This is a genomic window from Cricetibacter osteomyelitidis (assembly GCF_004340985.1).
Classification (GTDB): Bacteria; Pseudomonadota; Gammaproteobacteria; order Enterobacterales; family Pasteurellaceae; genus Cricetibacter; species Cricetibacter osteomyelitidis.
In genome coordinates this window covers 1-20,950 of record NZ_SLYB01000039.1, presented here as the reverse complement: position 1 = coordinate 20,950, position 20,950 = coordinate 1, and the positions used below count along the sequence as shown (strand labels likewise).

General features: G+C 41.1%; 20 protein-coding genes. 12 read left to right on the top strand and 8 right to left on the bottom strand.

Annotation, left to right across the window (positions count from 1 at the left end; all coding sequences use genetic code 11):
- Nucleotides 1–132: 132 nt before the first annotated feature.
- Together hflC and hflK are read right to left on the bottom strand one after the other, a co-directional pair.
- Nucleotides 133–1,020, bottom strand: a complete 888-nt coding sequence (gene hflC, locus EDC44_RS12060; RefSeq protein WP_131979363.1) for a protease modulator HflC — start codon at nucleotides 1,018–1,020, stop codon at nucleotides 133–135.
- A 3-nt stretch (nucleotides 1,021–1,023) separates the two neighbouring features.
- Nucleotides 1,024–2,268 carry an FtsH protease activity modulator HflK gene (gene hflK, locus EDC44_RS12055; protein ID WP_131979360.1) on the bottom strand — a complete coding sequence of 415 codons (1,245 nt, stop codon included), beginning with the start codon at nucleotides 2,266–2,268 and terminating at the stop codon, nucleotides 1,024–1,026.
- A 250-nt stretch (nucleotides 2,269–2,518) separates the two neighbouring features.
- Between hflK and EDC44_RS12050 the strand changes: the two genes are divergently transcribed.
- From EDC44_RS12050 to ftsN, 5 genes are all read left to right on the top strand, one after another.
- On the top strand, nucleotides 2,519–3,178 hold the full coding sequence (locus EDC44_RS12050) for an amino acid ABC transporter permease (protein WP_131979357.1): 660 nt from the start codon (nucleotides 2,519–2,521) through the stop codon (nucleotides 3,176–3,178).
- A 1-nt stretch (nucleotide 3,179) separates the two neighbouring features.
- Nucleotides 3,180–3,848 (top strand): amino acid ABC transporter permease, encoded by a 669-nt coding sequence (locus EDC44_RS12045; RefSeq protein ID WP_131979354.1) that lies wholly within the window; start codon nucleotides 3,180–3,182, stop codon nucleotides 3,846–3,848.
- A 14-nt stretch (nucleotides 3,849–3,862) separates the two neighbouring features.
- Nucleotides 3,863–4,627, top strand: coding sequence for an amino acid ABC transporter ATP-binding protein (locus tag EDC44_RS12040; RefSeq protein WP_131979351.1), 765 nt, complete (start codon nucleotides 3,863–3,865; stop codon nucleotides 4,625–4,627).
- Nucleotides 4,611–5,474, top strand: a complete 864-nt coding sequence (locus tag EDC44_RS12035; RefSeq protein WP_131979348.1) for a cysteine ABC transporter substrate-binding protein — start codon at nucleotides 4,611–4,613, stop codon at nucleotides 5,472–5,474. Before EDC44_RS12040 ends, EDC44_RS12035 begins: the two co-directional genes overlap by 17 nt.
- A 184-nt stretch (nucleotides 5,475–5,658) precedes the next feature.
- Nucleotides 5,659–6,507 carry a cell division protein FtsN gene (gene ftsN, locus EDC44_RS12030; RefSeq protein ID WP_131979345.1) on the top strand — a complete coding sequence of 283 codons (849 nt, stop codon included), beginning with the start codon at nucleotides 5,659–5,661 and terminating at the stop codon, nucleotides 6,505–6,507.
- Between the two features lie 44 nt (nucleotides 6,508–6,551).
- Here ftsN and ligA read toward each other — a convergent pair whose 3' ends face one another.
- Both ligA and zipA read right to left on the bottom strand, forming a co-directional pair.
- Nucleotides 6,552–8,561 carry an NAD-dependent DNA ligase LigA gene (gene ligA, locus EDC44_RS12025; RefSeq protein WP_131979342.1) on the bottom strand — a complete coding sequence of 670 codons (2,010 nt, stop codon included), beginning with the start codon at nucleotides 8,559–8,561 and terminating at the stop codon, nucleotides 6,552–6,554.
- 62 nt (nucleotides 8,562–8,623) lie between these two features.
- Complete coding sequence (gene zipA, locus EDC44_RS12020) at nucleotides 8,624–9,766, bottom strand: cell division protein ZipA (RefSeq protein WP_131979339.1); 1,143 nt, start codon at nucleotides 9,764–9,766, stop codon at nucleotides 8,624–8,626.
- 164 nt (nucleotides 9,767–9,930) lie between these two features.
- On the opposite strand from zipA, the gene cysZ reads away from it, so the two are divergent.
- The 3 genes from cysZ to EDC44_RS12005 are packed head-to-tail and all read left to right on the top strand — an operon-like array spanning nucleotide 9,931 to nucleotide 12,383.
- On the top strand, nucleotides 9,931–10,758 hold the full coding sequence (gene cysZ / locus EDC44_RS12015; protein WP_279388382.1) for a sulfate transporter CysZ: 828 nt from the start codon (nucleotides 9,931–9,933) through the stop codon (nucleotides 10,756–10,758).
- Nucleotides 10,758–11,642, top strand: coding sequence for a tyrosine recombinase XerC (xerC, locus tag EDC44_RS12010; protein ID WP_131979336.1), 885 nt, complete (start codon nucleotides 10,758–10,760; stop codon nucleotides 11,640–11,642). Before cysZ ends, xerC begins: the two co-directional genes overlap by 1 nt.
- A gap of 9 nt (nucleotides 11,643–11,651) precedes the next feature.
- Nucleotides 11,652–12,383: an HAD-IA family hydrolase gene (locus EDC44_RS12005; RefSeq protein WP_131979333.1), complete on the top strand. Its 732-nt coding sequence runs from the start codon at nucleotides 11,652–11,654 to the stop codon at nucleotides 12,381–12,383.
- A gap of 119 nt (nucleotides 12,384–12,502) precedes the next feature.
- Here EDC44_RS12005 and folB read toward each other — a convergent pair whose 3' ends face one another.
- From folB to tnaC, 4 genes are all read right to left on the bottom strand, one after another.
- Nucleotides 12,503–12,859, bottom strand: coding sequence for a dihydroneopterin aldolase (folB, locus tag EDC44_RS12000; protein ID WP_131979330.1), 357 nt, complete (start codon nucleotides 12,857–12,859; stop codon nucleotides 12,503–12,505).
- A gap of 132 nt (nucleotides 12,860–12,991) precedes the next feature.
- The gene (locus EDC44_RS11995) at nucleotides 12,992–14,227 is read right to left on the bottom strand and encodes an aromatic amino acid transporter (protein WP_131979327.1); all 1,236 of its coding nucleotides are present in this window, start codon (nucleotides 14,225–14,227) and stop codon (nucleotides 12,992–12,994) included.
- A gap of 86 nt (nucleotides 14,228–14,313) precedes the next feature.
- Complete coding sequence (gene tnaA / locus EDC44_RS11990; RefSeq protein WP_131979324.1) at nucleotides 14,314–15,732, bottom strand: tryptophanase; 1,419 nt, start codon at nucleotides 15,730–15,732, stop codon at nucleotides 14,314–14,316.
- Nucleotides 15,733–15,854: 122 nt separating this feature from the next.
- Nucleotides 15,855–15,935, bottom strand: a complete 81-nt coding sequence (tnaC, locus tag EDC44_RS13440) for a tryptophanase leader peptide (protein ID WP_131979366.1) — start codon at nucleotides 15,933–15,935, stop codon at nucleotides 15,855–15,857.
- Between the two features lie 333 nt (nucleotides 15,936–16,268).
- Between tnaC and plsY the strand changes: the two genes are divergently transcribed.
- The 4 genes from plsY to EDC44_RS11965 all read left to right on the top strand — a co-directional run.
- A complete protein-coding gene (plsY, locus tag EDC44_RS11980; protein WP_131979321.1) occupies nucleotides 16,269–16,868 on the top strand; it encodes a glycerol-3-phosphate 1-O-acyltransferase PlsY in 600 nt (199 codons plus the stop codon).
- Nucleotides 16,869–17,136: 268 nt separating this feature from the next.
- Complete coding sequence (gene dapF / locus EDC44_RS11975) at nucleotides 17,137–17,961, top strand: diaminopimelate epimerase (protein WP_131979318.1); 825 nt, start codon at nucleotides 17,137–17,139, stop codon at nucleotides 17,959–17,961.
- 698 nt (nucleotides 17,962–18,659) lie between these two features.
- Complete coding sequence (locus EDC44_RS11970; RefSeq protein ID WP_131979315.1) at nucleotides 18,660–19,529, top strand: OmpA family protein; 870 nt, start codon at nucleotides 18,660–18,662, stop codon at nucleotides 19,527–19,529.
- A gap of 18 nt (nucleotides 19,530–19,547) precedes the next feature.
- Nucleotides 19,548–20,950, top strand: a 1,403-nt coding sequence (locus tag EDC44_RS11965) for a hypothetical protein (protein ID WP_207896765.1), incomplete at its 3' end; no start/stop codon positions are given.

Sequence of the window (20,950 nt, the reverse complement as noted above, 5' to 3'; positions counted from 1 at the left end):
GGAGAGAAAATTTTTGAGCATAGGCATTTCCTTTTCGATAGACCTATTAGAGCAAACCTCTAGATGTATGTCTAGAGGTTTGTCAGCGGTCTGAGATATTCAAACGAATATCTTTTATTTTTTCTGAGATTTTTATTGGGCAGATTTCATATATTTAAAGAAATCGCTGTCCGGTTTTAAGATCATCATATTGCCTTCGCCGTTAAAGCTGTTTTCATAGGCTTTTAAGCTACGAATGAAGCTATAAAATTCAGGCTCTTGACCAAATGCTTCGGAATAAATCTTCGCTGCGGCAGCATCACCTTGACCTCGTAATTCCTGTGCCGTTTTATTAGCATTAGCTCGGATTAAAGTGACTTTACGATCTACTTCAGCTTGGATAAACGCCGCTTTTTCTTGACCTTGCGAACGGTGTTCGCGGGCTACGGTATCACGTTCGGCACGCATCCGTTGGTAGATGGATGATGATACTTCATCCGGTAAGTTAATTTGTTTTACGCGAACATCAACGACTTCAATTCCCACTTCTGAGGTGCTGTCGGATGTACCGGTATTTAATGCTTTGCGTGCTCCTTCCATCAGTTCGCCGCGAGTACCGGAAACAATATCCTTGATTGTGCGGGAACCGATTTCAGAACGTAAACGGTCGTTGACTTTACGACGTAATAAATCGGCGGCTTTCGCATAATTACCACCACCCGTGGCAGTATAGAAACGACCGAAATCGCTGATTTTCCATTTTACGTAAGAATCTACCAATAAGTCTTTTTTCTCTACGGTTACAAAACGCTCGGTTTTACCGTCTAAGGTTTGAATACGGGCATCTAACAATTTTATGCTATCAATCAATGGGATCTTAAAATGTAAACCAGGTTGATAAATCATCACTTTGTTTTCTGCATCACGTTCAACTTTGCCAAAACGCAACATAATACCGCGATAACCTTCTTCCACAACAACGATACTGGAAAAAACGACCAAAGCCAACACAATGATAATTGGTGTTAAAAATTTACGCATTAGTTAAAATCTCCCTTGACGTTGAGTTGATTCGGTTTGAGTTGCCGAATAGCTTGGTGTCGGTACGGAGGCACGATTTTCTTCGTTATTTTTCACCGCACTTTTAGGCTCGGTTTTTACTTCATTGCCATGACTTGCTTCGGCTGTACGGCTGTTTTGCGTACGTAAGATTTGTTCTAACGGCAATACGGTTAAATTATTGCCGCTACCGTCCATCATTACTTTTGGAGTTTGTGCCATGACTTTTTCCATGGTTTGCAAATACAAACGTTCGCGTGTTACTTCAGGTGCTTTTCGGAATTCCGGTAAGAGTTGTTTGAAACGTTCTACTTCCCCTTGAGCATCCAATACGACTTGATCTTTATATGCGGTAGCCGCTTCAATCGTACGTTGAGCATCACCGCGGGCAATCGGTTCTTTGCCGCGAGCATAGGCTTCCGCTTCACGAATGTAACGCTGTTCGTCTTCTTGCGCTTTGATCGCATCATCAAATGCCGCTTTAACTTCTTCCGGCGGACGTGCGGATTGGAATGTCACGGCAATCACTTCAAGACCCATATCATAAGGTTTGATGATTTCGTTCAAGGCTTTCCAAGTATCATCACGCACGACGGTACGCCCGGTGGTTAAAATTTCATCCATCATCATATGACCGATAACATAACGCAATGCACTGTCGGTGGCTTGACGCAAACTATCATTCGGATTGGTTACGCTAAACAAATATTTAGCAGGATCTTGTACGCGATATTGTACCGCCATTTCCACGTTTACCATATTTTCATCTTTGGTTAACATTGAGCCGGAAGCTTGTAAAGTTTCCACTTTTTCTACATTTACTTGACGAACTTGATCAATAAAAGTCGGTTTCCAGTTTAAGCCCGGTTGTACGATGGAATGTAAATGACCAAAACGAGTTACTACGCCGCGTTCAGCTTCTTTTACCGTATAGAAACCGCTCACACCCCAGATAATTGCACCGACTACCGCCGCAATCGGCAGTAATTTGCCAAAATTCATCGGGATTTGACCGCTCTTATTGTTATTAAAACTGCCTTTTTTACCGCCACCCAATTTTTTCAACAGATTATTGAAAACTTCTTCAATATCCGGTGGGTTTTGATCGTTTTTCTGATCGCTTTGATTCCAATCAGATTGATTGCCTTTATCGTTGGCATTATTGTCATTCTGCTTATTATCAGATAGCCCGTTTTGTCCCGGTTTACCCCAAGGATCTTGATCCGCCATAGCGTTCTCCGTGTTAATAGAAAGTTAATGCAAATATTGTTGAGTTTAAACAAAAACCGCGGTGAAGTCTAATTGATATTGTGGCGACTTTTCTATTTATCAAGGATACGGTAAAAAGTGCGGTGAAATTTTTAAAAAATCCATAGCATTTATAATCAAATTTTATAATACATAGCAAAGCGTTATTTTTTTATTATAAGAAACGGTGCGATACTTTTTGCAAAAAATAAATAAGATTTAGAGAACTTGCATGAATTGGCAATATATTTGGTCTGTGCTTCCTCGTTTTGTGGAGGCGACCATCGTGACATTACATTTGGCGATATGGGGGATTGTGTTTTCGCTGATTATCGGCATTGCTTGTGCGGTGGTCACCACTTACAAAGTGCGGGAATTGAATTTCTTAGTGAAAACTTACATTGAAATTTCTCGTAATACGCCTTTATTGATTCAAGTGTTTTTCCTTTATTTCGGTTTATCTAAAGTAGGGATTAAATTAGATGGTTTTACCTGTGGTGTTATCGGTTTGACATTTCTGGGCGGCAGTTATATGGCAGAAGCCGTACGCGGCGGATTGGAAGCCGTGAGTAAAGGACAGATTGAATCGGCACTCAGTATCGGATTAACGCCGTTTCAGGCATTTCGTTATGTGATTTTTCCGCAAGCTTTTTCTATTGCCACTCCGGCTATTGGTGCCAATTGTTTGTTTCTAATGAAAGAAACCTCTATTGTGAGTGCTATTGCTGTAGCAGAATTGATGTTTATGGCAAAAGAAATCATCGGTATGGATTATAAAACCAATGAAGCCTTATTTTTGCTGGTTGTATTCTATTTAATTATTTTATTACCGATATCTGTTTTTATCAGCTATTTGGAACGCCGTACCCGCAAGGCGAAATACGGGGTGTAATATGGGATTAACGATTTTATTCGAAGGCAGCAATTTTGAGCGTTTAATGGGCGGTTTATTAGTTACCGCTGAAATTGCCGTTGTTTCGGTCTTTTTTGCCTGTATTTTTGGCATCATTTTAGGTGTGATCATGACCGGCAACAATTTGTTAGTCAAAGCAATTTGCCGTTTATATCTTGAAATCGTGCGAATTATTCCGTTATTGGCATTACTTTTTATTACCTATTTCGGGTTGGCAAAATGGTTTAACGTACATTTAGACGGTGTTGTCGTCTGCATTATTGTGTTTATCTTTTGGGGGACTGCGGAAATGGGTGATTTAGTTCGTGGTGCATTGACATCCATTGAAAAACATCAAGTGGAATCGGCTCATGCTTTGGGATTAACCCATTTACAGACCTTTATTTATATTTTATTACCGCAAAGCTTAAAACGAGTGACACCAAGTGCCATTAATCTGTTCACCCGCATGGTGAAAACCAGCTCTTTGGCCATGCTTATCGGCGTGTTGGAAGTCATTAAAGTGGGGCAGCAGATTATTGAAACATCGCTGTTTACAGAACCGTCCGCAGCATTGTGGATTTATGGCATCATTTTTATTTTATATTTTATTATTTGCTATCCGTTGTCTTTGGCATCACGTAAGCTGGAACAACGTTGGGAAAATTAGACGGGATATCGATTATGGCATTGTTAGACATTAAAGATTTAGTGAAATACTACGGTGATGTGAGAGCTTTAAATAGCATTAATTTGTCCGTGGAAAAAGGTGAAGTTGTCGTAATCTTAGGTCCGTCCGGTTGTGGAAAAAGTACCTTTTTGCGTTGCTTAAACGGCTTAGAACAAATTAAGAGCGGTCAATTATTATTAGAAAATTACGGCGAATTAGGAAAAGATATTTCTTGGGTGAAAGTCCGCCAGCACATTGGTATGGTTTTCCAAAGTTATGAACTTTTTGCTCATTTATCCGTTATTGACAACATTCTGCTCGGACCTCTAAAAGTACAAAAACGTAAACGCGAGGAAGCCGAAGCACAAGCCGATGAATTATTAAAACGTGTAGGCTTATTTGAACGTAAAAATGCCTATCCGCGTGAATTGTCCGGCGGGCAAAAACAGCGTATCGCCATTGTGCGTTCACTTTGCATGAACCCGGATATCATGTTGTTTGACGAAGTCACTGCAGCACTGGATCCGGAAATGGTGCGGGAAGTATTAGATGTGATTTTAGGATTAGCAAGAGATGGTATGACAATGATAATCGTCACCCACGAAATGTCTTTCGCTAAACAAGTGGCAAATCGAATTATCTTTATGGATAAAGGGGAAATCATTGAACGATCTACCCCGGAACAATTTTTCACGAATCCAAGCACGGATCGTGCAAAAGCATTCTTAAACATTTTAAACTATGAACCGAGAGGAACTAATTATGAACAAAATATTTAAAAAAACTACCGCACTTTTAGTATCAGCCTTATTCGCGACGACTTTAGCTGCTTGCGGCGATAAAGCAGATAATGCAGTCAAAGCGGAAGCAGAACCGGTCTCTACCATTGGACAACTCAAAACCGCAGACAAAGTACGGATCGGTGTATTCAGTGATAAACCGCCGTTCGGCTATGTGGATAAAGACGGTAAAAGCCAAGGGTTTGACGTGGAAATCGCAAAAGCTATCACTAAAGATTTATTAGGCGATGAGAATAAAGTGGAATTTGTGTTAGTAGAAGCGGCAAATCGTGCGGAATATTTACTTTCTAACAAAGTGGACATTATTCTTGCTAACTTCACTGTGACTTCGGCTCGTCAAGAAGTCGTGGATTTTGCCAAACCTTATATGAAAGTGGCACTTGGTGTAGTATCCAAAGACGGTAATGCGATCACAGATGTTGCTCAACTTGAAGGTAAGACTTTATTGTTGAACAAAGGAACGACCGCCGATGCTTACTTTACTAAAAACCACCCAAATATCAAAACCTTAAAATTTGAACAAAACACCGAAACCTTTGAAGCATTGCGTGATGGTCGTGGTGATGCCCTTTCACATGACAATACGTTATTATTCGCATGGGCGAAAGAAAATCCGGGCTTTACAGTAGGGATAAAAAATTTAGGTGATCAAGATTTTATCGCCCCGGCCGTGAAAAAAGGTGACACTGAATTGTTAAACTGGTTAAATGCTGAAATCGAAAAATTAGGTAAAGAAGGCGTATTAAAATCCGCTTATGAAAAAACATTACAACCGATTTACGGTGATACAATCGCAGAATCTGACGTTATCGTAGAATATCAATAATTTTATTTACTCGGAAAGCAAAAAAAAGTGCGGTTAAATTTAACCGCATTTTCTTGACAAAAAATAACCTCTCGCTCAAACAATAAACAATTATCAACAGACCCTAGGCAATGGCATAAATTTACAGTAAAATTACCAGTTACATTTTTAGGAATTTAGTTTTACAAGGTTAGTAGGTTTTATTGTGGCTCAAAGAGACTACGCTTCACGTAAAAACGTGAAAAAGAAAAAAAGTAAAAGCAATGTAACGGTTTTATTAGCTATTGCGGCAGTCGTCGTGATTGCATTTGCCGGCGGGCTTTATTTATTAAAAGAAAAGGCTCCCGAACCGGTTAAAACTACGGAAGAAGCACCTCAGGTTGCGGATAAAACCCAACCGAAGACAGTGCTACCAAGCCGCCTGGAAGAACGTTGGAATTATATTAAAGAATTGGAAACGCGAGAAATCCCGATTGATGACAGCCAGAGTTCGATTGATAAAAATGCTCAGCTATCCGATGAACAAAAGAAAATTCTGGTTCAGATGGAAAAAGATCGTCAAGAGGCGGAGTTGGCGAAACAAAAGCAAGCGGAACAAGCTAAGTTAGCGGAAGCGAATGCCAATAAAGAAGGTTCTGATAATACGACAACTTCCGTAAATACGGCAGAATCGAAAAAAGTTACAGTGATGGAAGCTGCGAAATCGGATGTGAAGAGAACCGAAACGGTTAAAACGGCAGAAAGGGTAAAAGAAACTGAAAAGCTAAAAGAAGCGGTTAAAGAAAAACCAAAAGAAACGAAAAAAGCAGAGCCGAGCAAAGATACGAAAACTGCATCAACCGGCAAATTTGGTTTACAATGCGGTGCATTTAAAAATAAAACTCAAGCAGATGCTTTACAAGCTAAATTGACCATGGCCGGCTTTAATGCCAGAGTGAACAGCAGCACTGATTGGAATCGTGTTGTTATTGGGCCGGTTGGTGATCGTGGTGTCGCCGTTTCTGCCCAAAGTAATGCCAAAAGCATTGCAAACTGTGTTGTGATCGGAATGTAAAATCAAGTAATAACAATCCGCACGTAAAACGTGCGGATTGTTATTCAGTCGGAAATAATCTGCAAAAAATCAGCTTCACTCAGTACTGCAATGCCCAGTTCCGAGGCTTTGCTTAATTTTGAGCCTGCGTTATCGCCGGCAATCACAAAATCCGTTTTGGTGGAAACGCTGCCGGAAACTTTTGCTCCCAATCCTTGTAAAATGCCTTTGGCTTCCGTTCTGCCCATTTGCGTGAGTGTACCGGTAAGCACTACGGTTTTGCCTTTGAATGGATTGTCGCCCGCTTCTTTGACTTCCACGTCATCCCAATGAATACCTTGCTCCAGCAGCTCTTCAACCACGGCAACATTATGTGGTCCTTGCCAGAAATAATAAATATGACCGGCGACGACTTCGCCCACATCCGGTACTTCCTGTAACTGCTCTAAATTGGCATTGCGTATATTTTCCAAAGTGCGGTAATAATTGGCCAGATTTAATGCCGTTGCTTCTCCCACTTCACGGATACCCAGTGCGAAAATAAAACGGGCTAATGTGGTTTTTTTCGCTTTTTCTAAACTGTTCAAGGCATTTTCAGCAGATTTCGGTCCCATTCTTTCTAATCGCATCAATGTATTTAAATCTAATTTAAACAAATCCACCGGGGTGTGAATTTGTTCGCGATCCACTAATTGCTCGATCAGTTTTGCTCCGACACCCTCAATATCCATTGCTTTGCGGGAAACAAAATGTTTTAAGGCTTCTTTGCGTTGAGCGGAACAAATTAATCCGCCCGTGCAACGCGCCACCGTTTCGCCTTCTACACGAGTGACAAGAGAACCGCACACAGGACAGTGAGTGGGGAACATAATCGGTTTAGCATCTACCGGACGGCGTTCGTGCAAAACGCCGATAATTTGTGGGATTACATCACCGGCACGACGGATAATCACTGTATCGCCGATAGCGATATCCAAACGGGCAATTTCATCACCATTATGTAAGGTAGCATTACTAACGGTTACCCCTGCCACAAACACAGGTTCCAATTTGGCAACAGGTGTGATTGCCCCGGTTCTGCCTACTTGAAATTCCACATCATTGAGCACCGTAAGCTCTTCTTGTGCCGGGAATTTATAGGCAATAGCCCAACGTGGAGCACGGGAAACAAACCCCAATTCTTGTTGCAGGGCAATATCATTGATTTTCAGCACCGTACCGTCAATGTCATAACCTAAATTCGGGCGTTTTTCTTGAATAGTGCGGTAGAATTTCAGCGCGTTTTCAATGCCGTCGCACAGTTGAATTTCACTATTAATCGGAATGCCCATAGACTTCAGCCATTGCAAACGAGCATAATGAGTATTCGGTAAATCTACGCCTTCTGCGATGCCGATGCCATAGGCGTTTAATACTAACGGACGTTTGCTGGTGATTTTCGGATCTAATTGACGTAAAGATCCCGCCGCTGCATTGCGGGGATTGGCAAAGGTTTTCTCTCCGTGAGCCAAAGCAGTTTCGTTTAATTTTTCAAATCCCGCTTGCGGCATGAATACTTCGCCCCGTACTTCCAAACGCGTGGGCGGATTATCCGTTAATAATTGCAAGGGAATATTGCGGATAGTGCGGATGTTCAATGTAATATCTTCGCCGGTAGTGCCGTCGCCACGAGTAGCGGCTTGCGTCAGTTTACCGTTTACATACAAAATACTTACCGCCAGACCGTCTAATTTAGGTTCACAACAAAAGGTAAGCGGTTGCTGTAAGGGGATTAAACGATCTTGGATGCGTTTCACAAAAGCCATAAATTCATCATCGGAAAAGGCATTATCCAAAGATAGCATAGGAATTTCGTGTGTGATCTGAGCAAATCCGCTTAAAGGCTTTGCTCCCACACGTTGTGTCGGCGAATCGGCGGTAATTAATTCCGGATATTGCTGTTCCAATGATTTCAGCCGATTCATCATTTTGTCGTATTCGCTGTCGGGAATTTGCGGATTATCCAAAACGTGATATTGATATTCGTGATGACGCAGCTGGTGGCGGAGTTGTTCGATTTCGGTTTCGATAGTCATTATATTGTCCTAAAAATAAAGGCGTATATGGTTATACGCCTTTTGATATATATTGAAAAAAGTTATGCTTGAATTTTGGCGTTATATTCTGCTTTGGATTGTTCGGTAAAGATTTCCTGTTGCTCGTCCAATACAAAACCGCCTAAGCTATCTGCCAAGCGTTTGGCATCAAGTTCCATGGAACGGAAGTTCACTAAATCCGTTTTAACGGAATTAGATAACGGCATAAATAACGCTACACCAACAGTATGGAAGCTGTCGATATTACCTAAATCAAACGTCCCCGGCTGACGAATATTGGCGACACTGAATAGAATCGGACTTGCTACCGTATCAAAATAACGGTGATAAATACCTTGTTCGCTATACATCAAACCTAATTCATCCAAAGCCTGAGCGAGCTGAACGCCTTGGAATTCCGCATTTTCCGGCGCTACCACATATAACACAACGTGACCTTGCCGCGGTTTGTTTGATTTCCCTTGTGCTTGTCCTACCGGTTCTGCCTGCGGGCGGGTTTGTATATATACATCCTGTTGAGTACGCTCCGGCTCAGGTTGAATTTGTGGTGTGGGTTTTATTTCTGGTTCAGATTGCACCATTGTTTGAATTGAGGCTTGTGACTGAATTGTTATTTGCGGTTCAGGCTCTGCTTCAATATGAGCGAAAGGATTCGCAAAAGTACTTTCTGTGCTTTTACGTTGTATCACTGTACCTTCATCGGTTAATTGCACCGCAGGTGTGGAACGAATTTGAATATTATCGCTGCTTGGCATTTCATAGTGATCTGTTGTTTGTGATATTTCGGAATCTTTTGGAAGAGTAATTTTAATACTTGCTACGTCAGGCGTTGCAATACCGATAGGTTCTGCCGGGGCATCGAAATCCAGACCTTGTTGAATCGGGTCAGCGTATGTATTCACTTGTGCCGTATAAGCCTGTTCATCTTGAGATTGTGCGATCGGTTGCATATCAGTTTGTATGGATGTTCTCGGTGCAGCGGCTAAAATATCGTTTTGTTGTGTATTATATTGTTTTGGGTTAGTTTGCTGATAATTGGCATGTTCAATACGCCCATCACGTGTGAAGGTATTCGCATTTTTAAAGAATTGCGTTTTTTCGCGACGATTCGCCCAAAGTCCATGAGCAACTAAAATCACTAACGCCAGCAGGCCTAAAATAATTAAGATAACATTTAAATCCATTGCGTTCTTCTCTAATTTGCCAGAAAAAATAAATTCTTGCTAGCTTATCATATTTTTCTAAAACTGTGATCATTTTCTCTTGTTGAAAAAATATTTTTTTGACCGCACTTTATGGGTTAAACTAAGCGAAATTTTGAGCGGAAGGAAGGTAAAGGAAGGTAGCAGTGCAACAAGATATTAAATTAGGTTTTCATTATTTTGTGATGGGCTGGCATTTAATTACCACAAAGGGCTTACGTCGTTTTGTGATTATGCCGATTTTGCTGAATATCGTGCTGTTAAGCGGCATTTTTTGGCTGGCTCTCAGCGGTGTGCAAGATTTTATTACATGGGGCAGTGATTATTTACCAAGTTGGCTGGGTTGGTTGAGTTATATTGTTTTGATATTGTCTATCTTAATGATATTACTGATGTTTTATTTTATTTTCACTACATTGGCAGGGTTTATCGCCGCACCTTTTAACGGCTTATTGGCAGAGAAGGTAGAACGTATGTTGACGGGCGAAGATTTTTCCACCGGCGGAATGATGGATTTTGCCAAAGATGTTCCGCGAATGTTAGGGCGTGAATGGAAAAAATTGTTGTACAGTTTACCTAAATTTATCGGTTTATTCCTGCTTGGCTTTGTCCCTGTGGTGGGGCAAACCGTCGTGCCTATTCTAACCTTTATTTTTACTGCGTGGATGTTGGCAATTCAATATTGTGACTATCCCTTTGATAATCATAAAGTTTCTTTTTTAAGGATGAGGGATGAGTTGGTTTCTAAACGAAATTTAAATTTAACTTTCGGCAGTTTGATTGCTCTTTGCACTTTCTTACCGATTGTGAATTTTGTGGTGATCCCGGTGGCAGTATGCGGCGCAACGGCGATGTGGGTGGATTTATACCGTCGTCGCACTGATGATGTACAAGGCACGGCAGTCAGTCCTCATCAGCCATCTAACAGCACAGAGATTAAAGTTCGTAACAGCACGGATATTGTGAGCAAATAATGCAAGAATGGTTACAAAAATACTGGGATTATTTACGTATTGAACGACAAGTCAGTCCGCATACGCTCAGTAATTATCAACGTCAGTTAGATAAAATTGTGGCAATGCTGCAACAAAACGGTATCAGCCAATGGCAGGCTATTACGCCTGGTGTAGTGCGGTTTTTGCTGGCTCAAAGTCGTAAAGACGGTTTGCATGAAAAAAGTCTGGCGCTGAGATTGTCCGCTTTACGCCGTTTTTTGGCTTATTTAGTGGTGCAGGGGGTGTTGAAGGTCAATCCTGCCGTGGGGATTTCCGCACCGAAACAGGGTAAACATCTGCCGAAAAACATTGAAGCGGAACAGGTGCAGCAACTGTTGGATAATCATAGCAAAGAGCCTATTGATATTCGCGACCGTGCAATGCTGGAATTGATGTACAGTTCCGGTTTGCGTCTGTCAGAATTACAAGGCCTTGATTTGCAAAATATTAATACGCGAGTGCGGGAAGTACGGGTGTTGGGTAAAGGGAATAAAGAACGTATCGTGCCTTTTGGTCGTTATGCCTCTCATGCCATTCAGGAGTGGCTTAAAGTGCGGTTGCTTTTTAACCCGAAAGACGATGCATTGTTTGTCAGCCAGCTCGGTAATCGAATGTCGCACCGCAGTATTCAAAAACGAATGGAAGTGTGGGGTATTCGTCAAGGGTTAAATGCTCATTTGAATCCCCACAAACTCCGCCATTCTTTTGCCACTCATATGTTGGAAGCGAGCAGTGATCTACGGGCGGTGCAAGAATTATTGGGCCATTCCAATTTGTCCACCACACAAATTTATACTCACTTAAATTTTCAACATCTGGCTGATGTATATGATTCTGCTCACCCCAGAGCTAAAAAGAAATAGGAAAACTTGATGAAATTCTACCGCACTTTACAACCTTTCAAAGTCATTAGTTTTGATTTGGATGATACTCTGTACGACAACCATGAAGTGATTCGTTTGGCGGAAAGTAATTTCGTGGAAAAGTTAAAATCTTGTACGCATATTGCCGAACTGGATAGTGATTATTGGCGAAATTGGAAATTAAAAATTGAACGGCAAAATCCGCTGTTATGCGAAGATGTTACCGAATGGCGGTTTGAAACCTTGCAACAATTATTAGCTTTTCACGGCAAAAGTGCGATGGAAATTGCCGAAATTTCTCAACATACAATGGATGAATTTCTACATTGGCGACATCAAATTGATTTACCGCAACAAAGCGTGGAAGTGCTGAATCAGCTTAAACGGCGTTTTCAATTGGCGGCATTAACCAACGGCAATGTAGAGCCAATGCGTATCGGACTAGTGCAATTCGATTTATATCTGCGTGGCGGTAAGCAAGGCAGAGCCAAACCGCACCAAGATTTATTTCATCAAACCGCTGAATATTTCAATATATCGCCACAGGAAATTCTGCATATCGGCGATGATTTAACGACGGATGTGAAGGGCGCAATTAATGCCGGTTGTCAATCCGTTTGGCTCAACCTTTCCGGCAACAGTCTTGTTCAATTTCGCGAAGCCAGAATGTTGCCGACGGTGGAAATCGGGGACTTAGCGGAATTGCTCGCGATTACACAGCACTACGCCCACAACGATTAGTATGGCATTAATTAAATAATAGTTTAAAAACTGTTCGTTTAATACCGGCATGTCCGACACGGCGGCAAATAACGGGCGTTGCTGAATGGCACTCCTTTTATTTCGCCGACGATTTGCATTTATAGCTTGCCCCGTTCGATAATTACGCCCACATTGCGGGCCTGTGCCACGGCTTTCGGTTTGCTGAGTTTAATACGTAACCATTTGATATTGAAATGTTGTTGAAGTTGTAGTGCAACTTGGTTTGCTACGGTTTCGATCAATAAAAACGGTTTGCTTTCCACAAAATCAATAATAAATTGACTTACTTCGGCATAATTCAAACAATATTGAACGTCATCAGTGGCTCCCGCTTGACGGCTGTCCCACGTCATTTCAATATCAAATACCAATCGTTGTTTTATTTGTTGTTCCCAATCATACACACCGATTTGTGCGAATACGGTGAGTTCTTCTATAAACACTTTATCTTGCATAGCTGTTTCCTTCATTGTTTTTTAGCTATGCTATGCTACCAATTTTCATGAAAATAAACGAACGGTTTTTAATTGGTTTGTGTTGTGTAAAAAAGTGGGCATAAATGCCCACATGTGTGATTTGCCTGCCTGTTATCCTTTGAATACATGCAATATATTAAACATCGCGAGAAAATGGAAAAGTGCGGTGGAAATACCGAATAAAATTAACATGACGATAATGATATTTCCGCCTTTAACCGTAAAACCCTCTTGAGCATTCGGTAACATTCTGGCTTTTTTAACTAAGATTGCAGGAATGATACAAGTCCAAATTGTCGCTACCGCTCCGGCATACCCGATGGCTTTTAAAAAGCCGAGCGGAAATAATAACGACATAATCAGCGGCGGTAAAAATGTTACAGCCCAAGATTTTGTTCTGCCCAGTTTGCTGTTATCAAATTTAAAGAAGTCGGCAAGAAAATCAAATACACCTAATCCAACACCAATAAATGAAGATAATATTGCAGCAATAGAAAATGCGTTAATAGCTTGCTTAACCGAATTGGATTCAATCACGTTACCTAAGGCATGAAGCAATATATCCAGATTTCCGTCATTGGCTAATACCAGTGTGAATTGTTCACGCGGTAAATTACCAAAAATACTGAGAAGCCATAATAGATATAATATTAAAGCGATGGCTGTACCGCCGAGAATCGCATATTTTGCTTTATTCTCTTCACCATAATAAGCCCGCATTGAACAAACCGAATGATGATAACCAAACGAAGTTAAAGCGACGGGCAGCATTCCGATAGCATAAATACTATATTCACCGCTAGGATTGTGGAGATCGAATAATGTATTAAGATTAATATTTGCCACTAAGCCGGATATGCTTAATGCGAAGGTGATTGCCATAAAAGTAATCAATAATACGGAAATGCGATCCACCAATCGTGTAGAATGCCAGACAAAAAACGAAAAGACTAAAACGAAGATAGTTGACCAAATGCTTAATCCGGTGTTGCCAAAATCAATAAAAGGTTTGGCAATATTTTCTAAAATCCCTCCGGAGGCAGTTGTATAAGCATAAAGCAGTATGCCGCCGACAAAATAAACCGCAATATTATTTATTGCATTTATTTTATTTCCTAAAATATCTTTTGTTACCGTGCTAAATGAAGCTCGAATATCGTAGTGTTTATAGGATTCAAGTAATAGCCAGCCTGACAAGGTCATCATCGTCATGGTAAAAGTGATGGCAAGTACTGACCATATAGTCCATGCCCCGGCACCGGAAGTTGGCAAGCCTAACATTCCCGCACCGACACAGACACTGGCAATAATACAAGCACCGCCAAAAATAGAAGGTGTTTTTTGCATAATGCGTCTCCTTTCAGAAGATGGGGAATCGGATTCCCCATCACCTTTATACGGCGAAAAACAGATTAAATTTCTTGTACTTCTTATTATTCAATTTCTTTCAATCGAGCAGTGAAGTGACGAAGAACTTTTGGTTCGTAAGTGAACGTTAATCCTTTAATATTTGCCGCATTCGCTTTTACTTGTTCAAATGCTTCAATGATGAAATCCATATGCGTTTGAGTATAAGTCGCTCGAGGCACAGTCAATCGTAATAATTCCGCCGGGCAAGGTAATTGGAGACCGGTTTTAGGATCTCGGCCTAATAAAAACGAACCGATTTCTACCGCTCTTATACCTGCAACTTTATATAATTCACAAGATAATGCTTGTGCAGGAAATTGCTCTGCCGGAATATGCGGTAACAATTTACCGGCATCTACAAATGCCGCATGACCTCCCGGTTGTTGACAAACAACACCGATTTTTTCTAATCCATTGACTAAATATTCAATCTGATTAATACGATATGCTAACCAATCCTGACGCATACCATCTCGCAGACCGACGGCCAAGCGTTCCATAGCACCACCTTCTAATCCGCCGTAAGTCGGGAAACCTTCTTGTACAACACAAAGTGTTCGGCATTCGTGATAAACCTCTTCCATGCTCTGATCTTTAAAGCATAATAAGCCACCCATTTGAACCATGGCATCTTTTTTAGCCGACATTGCTAACGCATCAGCACAGCGGTAACATTCATAGGTGATTTTTTCGATTGACCAGTCTTTACACTCGGCTTCACGTTGTTGGATAAAATAAGCGTTTTCAGCGAAACGTGCGGAATCCATGATCACCGGAATTTCATATTTTTGCGCAATAGCATACATTTCACGCATATTGGCAAGAGAAACAGGTTGACCGCCCGCAGAATTACAGGTGATTGTACAAACAATGTAAGGGACATTATTCGCGCCGACTTTTTGAATTTCCTGTTCTAATTTTTCAAGATCAAAATTACCTTTAAAATCGGCATTAACCGAGGTATCAAAAGCTTCTCTCGTATAAATATTTTTAACCGTCGCACCGTTTATTTGCGAATGCCCTTGAGTGGTATCAAAGAAATAATTGGATAAAACTACCATTTTGTTTCGATCCAAACCTTTTTCCTGTTCCCGCTTTTTAATTAATACGGGAATATAAATTTGTTCAGCACCGCGCCCTTGGTGTGTCGGAATGGTATATTCATAGCCAAAAATATCTTTCACTGCGTTCGCAAGAGCATAATAACTACGGCTACCGCTATAAGCTTCATCTCCTAACAACATGGCGGCTTGCATATGTTGTGTAATTGCACCTGTACCGCTATCAGTGAGAAGATCAATAAAAATATCTTCGCTGTCTAATAAAAATGGATTCATTCCGGCTTTAACAATAGCTTGTTCACGATATTCCCGAGTGGTTCTTTTTACCGGTTCAATAACACGAATACGAAATGGTTCGGGTAAATGTTTGAAGTTTTCCATAATAATATCCTTTTTTAGAAAATGAATAACCGAGATAGATTTTAAAATTTAAAATCTACCGAATAGATAATTTGATAAAAATAAAAGATGTTAGGTAATAACCTAAATGTAGCAACGGATAATTAGAAGATTATGGGAAAGTAAAAAGACATTTTAGGATCATCAATGAACCAAACCTGATTAGGGGATAATATAAAATTCATAAACTCTCCTACGTTTAAATAAGATAATCATGTGTAAAATACAGTTTACACATGATTATCTTATTTAATAAATATTATTTTGTCATGCTGTAATATGAAAAAATGTGAACATTATCACAAATATTTTTATCAATATGCCGATATGTTTGCAAAATAGCAATTTTTAACTCGTATTGAATTTTATTTCAATAAAGTGAAATTTAATGAAAAACGGACCGCACTTTTGCGAAAACAGCAACGTTACATCCCTTATTTAATTAAACCGCTATTTTTTGTGGTGATTAATAGGATTTTAGGTAAAATAGGGGCATTATTTTTTCAAGGGGACAATATATGAGCCTGTTTGCCATTTTTTATATGCTGTGTGCGTATTTACTGGGGTCTGTTTCCAGTGCGGTTTTGTTATGCAGAACATTAGGTTTACCGGATCCGAGAACAGAAGGATCGCATAATCCGGGGGCAACCAATGTGTTACGAATCGGCGGTAAATGGCCGGCATTGGGTGTATTGATTTTTGATATTCTCAAAGGAATGCTGCCGGTGTGGGCGGGTTATTATTTAGGCTTAACCCAATTCGAACTGGGTATGGTAGCTTTGGGGGCATGCTTGGGGCATATCTTCCCGATTTTCTTTAAATTCAAAGGCGGAAAAGGCGTTGCGACGGCATTTGGTGCCATCGCACCGATTTCTTGGTCGGTAGCAGGATCAATGATTGGCTGTTGGTTGCTGGTGTTTTTAATTTCCGGTTATTCGTCTCTAAGTGCGGTCATTTCCGCGTTAATTATTCCGTTTGTGGTTTGGTGGGTAAAACCGGAATTCACCTTTCCCGTGGCAATGGTGTGCTGTTTATTGATTTATCGTCATCACGACAATATTCAACGTTTATGGCGTGGACAAGAAGATAAAATGTGGTCAAAATTTAAGAAAAAATAACGTGAAAGGGAGAATCAACATCTCCCTTTTTTTGCATATTAAAATAGTAAAATCTATCGTTAGCAAACAGCTAAATAATAAAAACGAAAATAAATAATGTGGAGGGTTATAACCATTATTTGTTTCAAAAGTAAAAATGCAAAAATTTGAGCTGAGTTACATTTTTAATAATTTGGAGCTATAAATTACGACAATCTATACTTAGACAAGCAGTAAATATGTAATATAATTGGCGTTAACTCAATAACTACTCCTGTGAGATATATTCATGCAGTTTTCCAAAATGCACGGCTTAGGCAATGATTTTATGGTGGTTGATGCCGTGACCCAAAATGTTTATTTTACTGCGAAAACCATTCGCAAATTAGCGGATCGCAACCGTGGCATCGGTTTTGATCAGCTGTTGATCGTCGAACCGCCTTATGATCCGGAACTGGATTTCCATTACCGTATTTTCAATAGCGACGGTAGTGAAGTGGAGCAATGCGGTAACGGAGCCCGTTGTTTTGCCCGTTTCGTAACATTAAAAGGCTTAACCAATAAAACCGATATTGCCGTCAGCACGCAAAAAGGCAAAATTATTTTAACCGTAAAAGATGACGGCCAAGTGCGGGTGAATATGGGCGAACCTATTTGGGAACCGAGTAAAATTCCTTTTGCAGCGAATAAATTTGAGAAAAATTATATTCTTCGTACTGATATTCAAACCGTGTTGTGCGGAGCAGTGTCTATGGGCAATCCTCATTGTGTCGTGCAAGTTGATGATATCGCGACGGCCAATGTGGAACAATTAGGTCCGCTATTGGAAAGCCACGAGCGTTTTCCGGAGAGAGTGAATGTCGGTTTTATGCAAATTGTGGATCGTAATCATATTAAACTGCGGGTTTACGAACGTGGTGCAGGCGAAACTCAGGCTTGCGGCACCGGCGCTTGTGCCGCAGCGGCGGTGGGAATGATGCAGGGCTTTTTGGATAATACCGTGCAAGTGGATTTACCCGGCGGCACACTAACCATTGAATGGCAAGGCGAAGGTCACCCGCTTTATATGACCGGTGAAGCAACGCATGTTTATGATGGCGTGATTCGTTTGTAATTGATGGTTTTATCATGAAAAAGACTGCCGAAAGTGGGTCTGTTCCCCAAAATCTCGGCAGATCAAGTGCGGTTGTTTTTTTCGATATTTACAAACCCGTTTATTAATAACAACGTGTGGTAGATTTCAGCATAGATTTTTACCAAATCGTCGGATAAGACTTATTCTTTTAGTGCAAAAGTCACCCTAAATTTATTCCTTATATTTCAAAACGTTCTGAAAAATGACCGCACTTTTACCACGGAATTACTTGAAATTTTTATAAAAATCTCTAAAATTCCAAATATTTATTTTACTTTATAGGGAATTGTTACCATAATGCTGCAAGACAGAAGACAGAAGACAGAAGACAGAAGACAGAAGACAGAAGACAGATAAAGGCATTAGTCGCTAACGTCACACAATTTTTCTCCCCGCTTTCAAAAAAACTCAAGGCAAAGGGTACTTACTCGTTAAGTGCTCTTTGCCTTGAGTTTTTTGGTTTTTCCACAGACTCAAGTCGTTTTTCGCTTATCCCGTTCCGGTTTAGGCAACAACGAAGTTTCCTACGATATGTTCTTGTTTTTCCTTTAGTTATTTTCACTAATTGGACTGTAGCCATATAGAGCTACGGTTGGTTTGATATTGTATTTGATTAACGGAAAAGCATTGAACCATCGCAAGGTGTTCATTTCCTTTAACCATATTGAGGTTTATGCATGAAAAAAACATTACTCGGTTTGAGCATGGTGCTGGCACTAACAGGCTGCGCACGTGATGCAAATCAACCATTGGAAGTGTGGAACAATTTTGAGAAAAGCAGCGTTTCCGCACAATTAGGCGATAATCAGGCATTAGTGGTGTTCTATCGCCAAGATGACATTGCGGGACAAGCCGCGAATATCTACGTAGATGGCAACTATCAAGCCTCCCTGTTACCAAACGCGTTCTCACCGATTGCCGTATGTGCTGACAAACACTTATTCAGCGTCTCTTTCAGCTCAGCGAACCAATTTGGCAACCGCACCCAAGGCGTGAATTACACCTTACCGGTGGGCGAAGTGAACTACGTCAAAGTCAGCCAAGTGAACGGTAAACTCAGCTTTGAACGGGTAGAAAGTGCGGTCGGTTCTGCGGCAGTTTCCAAATTACCAAAAGAAAACCAAACCCTCTCCCGCGTACCGGCACCAACTAACTGTGGCACAGCAGTCATGGCAGTGGAAAACTTAGAGGCCGGTGCCTTATTCGGCTTCAATAAATCCGGCTATAACGACATCCTGCCAAACGGCAAAGCACAAATCCAAGCCTTCGCCGACAAAGCCAAAGCTATGCCGAATATCAGCAAAATCACCGTCTCCGGACATACCGACCCGGTTGGTTCTGCAGCTTACAACCAGGCACTTTCACAAAAACGCGCTAACACCGTGAAATTGGCGTTGGAAAAAGCCGGCGTGACAGCCCCAATCGTTGCTATGGGCTACGGCAAAGCGGAGCCGATTGTCACCACCTGCGATGCCTACCAAGGTACCCAACGCAACCAATGTAACCAACCAAACCGCCGCGTAGAAATTGCGGTATACGGCAACTAATAGGGAGAATTAACAGCTATGTCAACCACATTAAAAGTATTAAGCGCCAAAAAAGTGATTGCCAGCCATCAAATTGAAAAAGGCAACCAACTTATTATTGAAGCAAGAGATAAATCTAACTATCAATTAATTGATGATCAAACCGGACTCGGTCCACAAAACATCATCGCTAAACGCGAAGGCAACGATCTAAAAGTCTTCTTAGAAGACGGTGATATGAATGCTGATGTGATCATCAAAAATTACTATGATGATCAAACAGAAAGCACCAGCAACTTGCTTGTAGGTGAACACGAAAACGGCAACATCTACGCCTACGTACCGGAATCCGGAATGAAAACCGATGCGGTAAGTATGCTCGCTGAAGAAGTCATCGCACCACAAGCCTTAGGTGGCGAAGAAATCGGTGCCTTCTGGGCATTTAACCCATGGTGGTTATTGGCACTTGCACCGATTGCAGCAGGGATTGCGATTGCGGCGAGTAGTGGGGGGAGTGATAGTGGTAGTGGAAATAATGGTGGGAATAGCAATAATACCGATACTACCGCGGATAAACCGACGATTACCGCTCCAACGGATGGTAGTGTAAAAGTTGCTCCGGGTTCGGATAATACTAAAGTTGTTATTACTTACACCGATGAAAATGGCAATGACAAAACCGCTACTGTAGAGAAAGACGAAAATGGAAGCTGGAAATCGGATGATTCAAACGTAGAGATCAACCAAGACGGCACCTTCACTATTCCTGCGGATAAAGTGAAAGATAACAGCGAAGTAAATGCTAAAGGCACGGACGATAAAAACAATACAGCGGATGCAGATAGCAAAATTGCTGGCGATACCAAAAAACCGGGTGACAGCAATGGAGATGGTGTTGTTGATGATAATGATAATTCTAGTGATAAAGCCCCATTACCGGGTGGTCTTGAATTACCGCGTAACACTGCGGGTGCACCAAATATTGTATTTGGAGAAGATCAAGATGCAGATGGTAAATTAAATGCGGCGGAAAATGCTTCGATAGATGATAATCAAGCTATTACTCCGGTTTATATTACGATCCCGGATAAAACCGAAGTAGGTGATAATCTTGTACTCACGATCAATGGAACAGAAAAAATAATTTCTGTAACCGAAGAAATGATCATCGCTGGCTACACAGTTATTGAACAAGTGCCAACGAATAAAGATGGTGATGTCACAGTTACAGCAAAAGTAACTGATCCTGCGGGTAATGAATCTAAAATGGCGACAAAGATGTTGGCTGTTGATACCACCGCCGATAAACCAAGCATTACCGCACAGGATGGTGGTGATGTAACGGTAAAACCGGGTGATGATAACACCAAAGTTGAAGTGAAATTCAAAGATGAATCTGGTGCGGAGAAAACGGTTATTGCCGAGAAAGACCAGGATGGAAA